Genomic DNA, 9,836 nt, shown 5'->3' with positions numbered 1-9,836 from the left:
AGGCTAATTACACACTATTTGATAATGTAGATACGGTACTAAGGCACGCTAAAGAAAACGGCGCACCCGATGTTATTTTAATGGACTACCAATTAGGTAATGACTGCGATGGCATAACGCTTATTAAAACTCTACGTGAAATATGGCAAAGCCAAGTACCTGCTATTTTAATTACAGCAGTGCGCGACACAGAGCTTAAACAAGAAACCAAAGCCGCCAATATTCATTATTTAAGTAAGCCAATTAAACCAGGCAAACTAAAAGCACTGCTTAACCACAGTACTTAATACCAATAACTATTAGCTAACTTTTACCGGCACAAAACAAAAAGCCCAGTATTAATACTGGGCTTTGCTTTAGCTAAACTTTACTTAACTTGAACTCTGGTTAAGAGGTTTTCAGTGAAAACAAGGCAAACTTACGCGTCAATAGCTGGCCTATTGTAAGTAAATTCAACGCAGTAAGCGCTGAAAATAGCTGCTTGAGATAGATTTATTATCCAAAGTTCAGGTTACCTAACTAACTCTGCTTCTAAGCTTTTGGAATAACCAGCTTAACCCAACCAACGATAGCCCTAAACCAATAAACGAAAGCGCTTTAAGTAAGCCCTCCAAGTTAGCCATATCAATTAAAAATACTTTTACAATAACGGCAGNCAGCCAATATACCTAAGCCTAATTTTTGTATTAATAGCTGATTTTTAAGATGACCAAAAATAACCGTACCCGCACCTAATACTAACCAAATAACAGAGTAGCTATAAAGTTCTGCATCGCTTACCCCTTTTGATAAATAAATATAAGGACCTTGCCAGTATTGGCGAATAAAACTGTTTATTGCTAATAAAATAAATGCACCAGCAATAGCCAATATAAACGGCGTCGCTTTAGCGTTAATAGGCTTTATAAATGTTGAAAGCCAAAGCGTTAACCCACCAGGCACTAACCACAATAACAATAACCAGTTAAATAATGGCAACTCACCAACATAAATAGATTCAAATAGCGGATTATTATCTAACAGTGTTTTTAGTGCAAAAAGCCCCGCTAATCCTACAAGTATAAAGCCCGCTGTTTGATACAACTTAGTTAAACTACCTGCAATGCGTGCTCTGTGTAAATACACACACCCAAGCGCAAGCCAGTTACAGGTAAGTAATACTTGCTCGTAAAAGCTAAGGGAGTCAAATTGCGGATAATGCCCGACTAGCTGATAACTTGTTTCGGTGGTAATAAAAAGTGCTAAACAGTGCAGCGCAGCGCCCTCTAGCCATACCTTCATTTTAGATTCGTTAAAACACTTGGCCGCTACAAAAAATAACGCAGTACATAACGGATACACCACAATACTCCAATGCAAGCCCAATATAGTTAGTGCATCGTAATTATCTAGCCATGGTGCAGCAGTCAACCGCAGTAATAATACAGCTACTAGCGCTTTTATAGGCCAGTGCGGCATAGGTACATTATGGCGCTTAACCAGTACGCTTATAAGCAACACTTGAACGGCAAGCGCTATAGTTAAACCACTGTCGTTTAATAGCATAGTTATGGCAAGCGTAATGTTAGCATTAGCACCAACCCAATACGTAAAACGCTGCCAAAGTGTAGTGCCTTGCTGTGCTAATTTAATTAAAGCGGCGCTGACTAAAAACAAAATTACGGCCCAAAATGGGTATGCGGTGCTTAACGCCGAATTTGGAATTATTGCGTATAAAGTACCTATCATTACAAATAAGCTAAATGCAGCGGTAATATGAAAAGCCAAACGTTTAGATTTCTTTTTACCGTAGTAAAGCCCATAAGCCGTAAGCGCAAGCCCTAGTAATATCCCTAAGCCATATTCGTTTTTAAATATAAATAAAGCGTCATCAAATAGCTCAGGGGTAAATTGGGTTTGCTCTGCACTGAGCACTAATACCGTAGCAGTCACTAGCGCTACACCTTGCCATAAATCCCAGCGGCTATTTTTAAGTACTAAAAATAAAATAACAACAATGCTTATTAAGCTAATTACCTGCCATTGCATATCAAAAGAATCAATAGCCATCGCAAATACAAGCGGTGCTATTAAAGCAACAAGCAATAAATGATCAGGAAACACTTTTGTTAGGCGTTTTAAACTGTGTGGTCGATGTTCAATAACATCTAATTTTAAGCCCAAGCGAGGTATCGCAATTAAACCTATAACACTTAGTAATGCAAACGCACCCATAAGCCAAATAGTGTCATTTTTAAATAATGAAAAGCCCACTAAATACCAACCAATGTGCCCTGCCCATAATAAATACCAAAGCCAAATTCGTTGTACTTTACGCGCAACTAACGCAGCCGATAAACTTACAAAACCAACATACATAAATAACGCAAACAAGTTACCGCTACCTGTATTAACCCATATTGGTACGCTATAAGCACCAATAATACCTAATACTGCCAATAAAGGACCAAGTCTAAGTGCCATAGCGCTCGCACTAATTGCAATAACTGCCAGTGCAAAAAATGCCACTGTAGGGCTAAGCATATTGTAATTACTGTATGCTAAAAGCGTTAAAGCAAAACAGGTAATAAACCCGCCACTGGCAAGCGCCGCAGGTATGTAGTTATTAAAGCCTTCAAATACAATACGTTTATAATGCAAATAAGCCGCAGCTGCAATTAAGCCCAGCCCAAATAAGCCGCCTAAACTCAGCCTCATTACAGGCGATAGTAATCCAGCTTCTAGGCTGTATTTAGCTAAAAATATGCCCCCAAACGCAAGCGCTATTGCGCCTATCCAGGTCATCCAGTTTTCTTCAAACCCTGCTCGTAGTTTATTAAATAACAACTCAATAGAAGATTGCTTTACCGGTTTAGCTTTTGTTGTATGACCTGATTGGGGTTTAGCACTTGCTGGGTGAACTGTTTGAGTAACGTGTTCAGAATTAGAACTAATAGTTGGTTTAATAGTTTGCTCAGTTAGTAACTCATCACCCTTTTGGATGTTTGATGAATTAACTGATTGCATTGAAACCTGGGAGGTATGCAAATTTGCTGACTGAGCATTGTTTTGCACTGCCGTGTTTTTTTGCACTGCTGTAGTGTTTTGCCCAGCAGTATTGGGTTGCAAGTTGTGCACTTTTGTTTTTAAAAGTACAACCTCATGCTTTAAATTACTTAGTTTTATAAGCGCAATTAAACCGCAAATAGCGCCCGCTAAAACAACCAATATAAATATTATTGCTAAACCAATTAAATCATCCATGGCACACTCTATTGTTATTTTTTACCTGCTTAGTGTACCTATGTTTATCTGTATATGTATATTTTGTTTATAAAAAAGCCTAAGCATTTAACACGCTTAGGCTTTGAGTTACTTAATTTATTTAAATTTAGTCAACGCTGTCGGTAATAGTCCGATTTAACGTCATTTTATAACCAGAACTCGTTGTTTCATCATGCTCTAAAATTAATATGTAGTTACCCTCTTGAGTAAAGTCCATATCGCCTTCTTGAATAAGCACAATTTGCTGACCATTATCTTCAAATACAGCATAAACAGTGTAAATTTCGTTATCTACAACCTGCTCTTCTTGATCGTATTTATCAAGCCCGTCAACCACGTTAGTTGTATCGTCTACTGTTTCGCCATTAAGTGTAAAGTACACATCAATGTCTGAAACCGACTGCCCAGCATAGCTTTCAATAAGGTTTACAACCGATACAGTATGGCTGTAACTACTTGGTGTTAGGTTTTCTTCAACGCTCATCATACGTAAACCGTTATCAGCGTCGTTATAAAAAATACCAACCGCGCTTTGTTCACGCTCAAGTGTCATTAAAAAGTTATCAGCAAGCTTAGTGCCTGCCTCATCATACATAGCCACACTGTAACTATTAGGCGAAAGCTCAACATAATCTGTGTATGAATCGCTTGTTACTGTATTTGTTGTATTTACAGTTGTACCGCGTGTAGTCGAAAAACTTACAGGCGAGTAATCATCAACCGTATTAATAAAGCGTAACTGCCCTAATGCAGATTGATGTTTAAGCTCAGTTACATAGTTATTGTCGGTTACTACATCGAGTGTAATACCGTCATCTTCTGTTGCGTAGCTTGGGCGAATAATTGCCACATAACTTGCTTCGTCATATAAATAAACAGATGCCGACTCATACACCACATCGCTACTACCTGCTGGTGTAATATAAATAGTGTAATAACCTTCATCAACACCTTGTAAATCAAGCTCATTTAAATATTGTGCAGAAGCAAATAACGTCGCGCTTTCAAAAACACCGTCGTCGGTAGCCATGTAAATATCGTAGCTGGTGTCTTCACCCGTAATATTAAAAAAGCCTAAATTAAACTCACCTGTATCGCTTGAAATAGGAACACTAAGCTCTGTAAATGTAGGTTCAGCAAAGTCGCCACTCATTACGATTAACTGCGTTTTATCGCCTTTAATCGATATTTCTTGATCGCTAATTGTTATGTAGCTGTCGTTTGCATCTAAGTACTCAAAACTTACATCATAAGTACTTGTGCTGTAATTATGGCGAGTTGTTACATCAGCAAAATCAGCGCCTGAACGCTCAGTTTCTTCAACAAACAAACGTGTGTAAGGGCTGTTATACGAGCCATTATACATTTGAATGTAGCCTGTTGAGCTAGAGCTATCATCAGAGCCACAGCCCGATAAAATAGTAATTAAACTTAGTGGTAATGCAGCTTTTAAAAGGGAGTTGGTCATTAAGGTTATTCCTTATTATTAATATCCCCATTATGACCCAAATGTTCTATTTTAATTTCATGATTTACAAAGCATTACCTGCACTGACACTTCTTTACGAAAACGTTAAAAAGTGTAGTAAATGTGCAAACAATAAGGACGAAGTTTACACTTGGTTAAAATGCGTTACTGAGCTATTTCAAAACGATCACGCCCGCTATTTTTAGCCTTGTATAATGCCTGATCAGCACGTTTTATAACGCTATCAAAGGGCTCACATTGAGTATTTTTAGCAATGCCAATACTCACAGATACAAAACGTTCATCTTTAATATTAATAGTGCGTGCAACATTCAAAATATCTTCAGAAAACTGAACTATTTCATCAGTGTTACTTGATGGAAAATAACCCGCAAACTCCTCACCGCCAATGCGTGCAAAAATATTCTCATTTTCAAATAAAGCATTAATTTTTTGTGCAAACTCTTTAAGAATTTTATCGCCCATATCATGACCAAAGTCATCATTAATTAATTTAAAATGGTCTATATCAATAATTATAATTGTGTACAGTACCGCAGTCGCATTCTTAACTTCTTTGTAAAAGCAGCGCCTGTTATAAACTTGAGTTAAATCGTCTATTATAAATTCTTGCGCTAAGCGGTTATGCATTTTTTGCATAAACGATATGGTTTTAAATAAGCCATAAGCCGTAATAGTTATTCCTATGGTTCTGCAAAAACTATCTAAATAAAGGCTTATCCAATAAGGCAGTATAACTACATCCCCAAGGAGCTGTGCTGTTATACCCATAATCCATAAAATTAAACCTAAGCTTACAAATATATACGCTTTTTTTGCTAATTGTGAGCATTGTACAACCCAAAAAACAGTCACAATAATGACCAAGTTAATAAACTCAGTCGCCAAACCATAAGTATTTTTATGTAAATCTTGAAGCGGATAATTAACTAAACAGTAAATACAAAAAATAACAATATAAGAAAGTAGGCCAAGCATTAACAGCTTGTTTAACCAAGTAATATGCATAAAGCGGCTTAGCTTTAAGCTAAGCGTATCGGGAGTCATCATCTAATCTACAGCCATAATAAGCTAACATTTCAAATTTTTCTGTCCAACATGCAAAAGTGCGGTGCACAGAAAAGCTAAACACATTTATATTAAATAAGGGTACTTATTCCCCATGCGCCTAATATTAAAACTGTTAAGCCAACCATCGCCTTTGTTTTATGCTTACTAATGACACGCTCAGCTTCATTACCTGCATAATAAACAATAATAGCCAGACCAAAATAGCGAATAGAGCGCGCAATTGCGCTAGCAAGTAAAAATAACCATATTGAATATTTAGTCGCCCCCGCTGCAAGCATCGCTATTTGAAACGGAATAGGCACAATGCCCAGCGTTATAACAAACCAAAAACCCTGATCTTGCATTTTTTGTTTAACGCTCTCAAATTGCTCAGGGCTCGAAAGTGTATTAATAATCCAATCACCAACTGCATCAAATAAGTAATAACCAAGCGCGTAACCAAACAATGCACCCACTACACAGCCCAAGGTCGCCATTAATGCTATAAGCCATAGCTTTTCACGACGTGCCTGCATTAACGGCACTAGCACCGCTTCAAGCGGAATAGGCACTATTGTGGACTCTAAAAACGACGCCACTGTAATTCCCGTAAGCATGTGTTTAGAATCTATAAACTGACGTGTTTTTTGTTTAAGCTTTTTTTGAATCACCATAATAATCTCCTTTTAGGCTATGATTTCTTTTGAATCATAGATATAGCGCTATAGTTTAGTTTTTTATAATTACATATTGAGGTTAATACACGCTGAAATATTGACTCTTATTTTAAGTTCTTTAGGTTAACAAAATAGTAATATTTATAAGAATATTTTATTATTTACCAATACCGTTAAATTCCCCTATCACAGTAGTTATTAATTTATGCAAAGTGCGCGTTTTATTCCTTTTAGAAAGCAAGATATTATCAATATGTGTAGCGAAGAGCTTAAAAGCAGTACACAACAAGCATCGTTTAAACAATTTTGCGACTTACTGGCTAGCCTTATTCATTACGATTACCACTCAATACTTGAGTCACTTAAAAACAATTACGCACCCTTTGATCCTAATAGCGACACACGATCTTTAGCCCCCGTATCAATTGAACAAAAAGCACAATGCCAACACGATTTCGCTAAAGATTTTGCTAAAGTGTTAAACGCAGCTAATTTTGAAGTGATCACCAATGAGGACTTACAAGATGCATTAAACGAAGAGTCGTTGTTTAAAGTGCGCCTTGAAGTTGAATTTGATGACTTTGAAGAAGTGGTATTTTATCGCCGTGGCGAGTCGCAACTCACTGAAACCATTACCAGCTTTTGGGGCTTGCGTAAAAAGCCACTGCACTTTACTAATTACGACCGTGTTGCCGTGTTTATTCGCTTTAAAGATAGCGCTTATTTTTCAGCTAAAAATAAAACGCCTCTGGGGTTTGAGCCAAGTTCAACCATAGTAAAGCTGTTTCAAAATGTGCCAAAGGCCGATCTTGAAATGCTATTTCCTAATAGCGAAGTACGCATGCGCCCTATCGATAAGGTTATTATTGGATCGTCTGCTTTAGTTGGCGGTGCAGTGGTACTTATAACTAAATTGGGTGCATCAATCGTATTATTACTTGCTCTATTTGCTTTTTGGGGTGGCTTTAGAAGTGAAGCCGTCGAAATGACTCAACAACACTTTATTACCTTTGCTATTGGTATGGGCGTATTTGGCAGCTTTATTTTTAAAGAATGGAGTAAGTTTAAAAACCGTAAAATAAAATTTATGAAAGCCCTAAGCGATAACCTCTACTTTAAAAACCTCGATAATAACGCGGGTGTTTTTCACACGCTTATTGACGCCGCCGAAGAAGAAGATATAAAAGAAGCCCTGCTTGCGTATACCTTTTTACTAAAATCAGAAAGCGGTTTAACCGCCCAAATACTTGATGAACAAATAGAGCATTGGTTTAAAAACAAATACCAGTGCGATCTTGATTTTGAAATTAGCGACGCACTTGAAAAGCTGGTACGTATGCGTTTGGTAACGTGTAGTAACGAAATAGAGAGTGATAAAGTGTATAGCGCACTGAGTTTAGAACACGCAAAAACGATATTAGATGAGCGTTGGGATAATCTGTTTCAATATAGTTAACCTAAACTCTGATTAATTAGTTAAAAAAAGCAGCTGTAAGTACAGCTGCTTTTTTGATTACATTATTAATAGCTAATACTTAAGCTAATTCAGCTTCTGCTTTTTTAGTAAATTTAGAATGTACTAATTTATAAAGCGCAGGCAATATTAATAGCGTTAGTAAGGTTGATGAAATAATACCGCCAACAACAACCGTTGCTAGTGGTCTTTGTAGCTCAGCGCCTGTACCAGTATTTAACGCCATAGGAATAAACCCTAAGCTTGCCACTAACGCTGTCATTAATACTGGACGTAGGCGCGAAAGTGCACCGATTTGTATTGCATCTATTAAACTAAGCCCATCGGCTCTTAATTGTTTAATAAACGACAGCATAACCACACCGTTTAATACGGCAACACCACTTAGTGCGATAAATCCAACGCCTGCCGATATTGATAATGGCATGTCGCGCAGTAATAACGCAAGTACACCACCCGTTAATGCCAATGGCACACCACTAAATATAATCAATGAATCACGAAGCGATCCAAAGGCGCTATACAGTAAGCCAAATATAAGCAGTAAAGTGACTGGCACAACCAACGATAATCGCTTACTTGCCGATTCTAATTGCTCAAATGTGCCGCCGTATTCAATCCAATAACCACTTGGTAAATTAAGATCTGAATTTAAAGCCGCCTGCGCATCACTTACAAAGCTTGCTAAATCGCGCCCTTCTACGTTTGCAGTAACAACTACATTACGCTTACCGCTTTCACGGTTTATTTGATTAGGTCCTTTATCAATACTAATTGTTGTCACTTCGCCAAGCGGTACAAATGCAAGATCGGGGTTAGCACTTTTTGGCACTGCCACCGGTAAACGAGCAAGCTGTGTTATATCGCTCGACCAACGTTCATCTAAACGCACTAATAACGAAAAGCGTTTATCGCCCTCAAAAATAATCCCGGTTTGTACACCGCCTACCGCAGCACTTACACTTTGTTGTATATCGGTTACGGTTAAACCTAGTAGCGCCATATGATCGCGAAGCGGCGTAACCGAAAGCGTAGGCAAACCTTGTATTTGCTCAAGGCGTACATCAGTTGCGCCAGTAATGTTTTGCACCAAGGCTGTGGCTTTTTCACCGTACTGTTTTAATATCGATAAGTCATCGCCATAAATACGAACAGCAACGTCGGCGCGCACACCCGCTATTAACTCGTTAAAGCGCATTTCTATTGGTTGTGTAAACTCATAGTTATTACCCGGTACTTCATTCACTAAATGACGAATTTGTTTAACGAGCTCATCTTTAGATAAAGCAGGGTTTGGCCATTGTTCGCGCGGCTTTAACATTAAAAAGGTGTCGGCAACGTTAGGTGGCATAGGATCGTTTGCCACATCTGGCGTACCAATTTTTGAAAATACTTTAGCTACTTCAGGCTGATCTAATATGGCTTGCTCAAGCTCTTTTTGCATTTGCACAGATTGCTCAATACCGGTGCCAGTAATACGCAGCGCGTGCATAGCAATATCACCCTCATCAAGTTTCGGTAAAAATTCAGCGCCCATGTTTTTAACTTTAAAGCCAAGTGCAATCACTAAAACACCCGCAATACATACCATCACCCACGGTAACTTAAGCGATAAACCAAGTAGCGGTTTATAGCCTTTTTTAATACCGCGCATAACTGCATTTTCGCTCTCACTCACCTTGCCACGTACAAATACCGCAATAGCCGCTGGCACAAAGGTTACCGCAAAAATAAGTGCGCCAACTAATGCTGCAACAACGGTAAACGCCATTGGCTGAAACATTTTTCCCTCAACCCCGCTCAGCGCAAATAACGGTAAATACACCAGCATAATAATTAAAATGCCAAATACTGCTGGGCTGAATACCTCTTTAGTGGCTGC

General features: G+C 38.2%; 6 protein-coding genes and 1 pseudogene. 2 read left to right on the top strand and 5 right to left on the bottom strand.

Annotated elements, in window-relative coordinates; translation table 11 throughout:
- Positions 1–287: response regulator (locus L647_RS0122440; RefSeq protein ID WP_024612998.1), on the top strand; the 287-nt coding region annotated here is incomplete at its 5' end.
- Positions 288–515: 228 nt separating this feature from the next.
- Here L647_RS0122440 and L647_RS01000000124850 read toward each other — a convergent pair.
- The 4 genes and pseudogenes from L647_RS01000000124850 to L647_RS0122420 form a co-directional block, all read right to left on the bottom strand.
- Positions 516–3,243 (bottom strand): annotated as a pseudogene (locus L647_RS01000000124850) (DUF2339 domain-containing protein).
- A gap of 127 nt (positions 3,244–3,370) precedes the next feature.
- Positions 3,371–4,732: a hypothetical protein gene (locus L647_RS0122430; protein WP_024612997.1), complete on the bottom strand. Its 1,362-nt coding sequence runs from the start codon at positions 4,730–4,732 to the stop codon at positions 3,371–3,373.
- 165 nt (positions 4,733–4,897) lie between these two features.
- The gene (locus tag L647_RS0122425) at positions 4,898–5,800 is read right to left on the bottom strand and encodes a GGDEF domain-containing protein (protein ID WP_024593706.1); all 903 of its coding nucleotides are present in this window, start codon (positions 5,798–5,800) and stop codon (positions 4,898–4,900) included.
- A gap of 92 nt (positions 5,801–5,892) precedes the next feature.
- The gene (locus L647_RS0122420; protein WP_024612996.1) at positions 5,893–6,477 is read right to left on the bottom strand and encodes a VTT domain-containing protein; all 585 of its coding nucleotides are present in this window, start codon (positions 6,475–6,477) and stop codon (positions 5,893–5,895) included.
- Positions 6,478–6,685: 208 nt separating this feature from the next.
- On the opposite strand from L647_RS0122420, the gene L647_RS0122415 reads away from it, so the two are divergent.
- Positions 6,686–7,936 carry a TMEM143 family protein gene (locus L647_RS0122415; protein ID WP_024612995.1) on the top strand — a complete coding sequence of 417 codons (1,251 nt, stop codon included), beginning with the start codon at positions 6,686–6,688 and terminating at the stop codon, positions 7,934–7,936.
- 79 nt (positions 7,937–8,015) lie between these two features.
- Here L647_RS0122415 and L647_RS0122410 read toward each other — a convergent pair.
- Positions 8,016–9,836, bottom strand: a 1,821-nt coding sequence (locus L647_RS0122410) for a CusA/CzcA family heavy metal efflux RND transporter (protein WP_024612994.1), incomplete at its 5' end; no start/stop codon positions are given.

The sequence above is a fragment of the Pseudoalteromonas sp. TB64 genome, from assembly GCF_000498095.1.
GTDB lineage: Bacteria > Pseudomonadota > Gammaproteobacteria > Enterobacterales > Alteromonadaceae > Pseudoalteromonas.
Note: the sequence above shows the minus strand (reverse complement) of the source record. Positions and strands in the feature narration are given on the sequence as shown.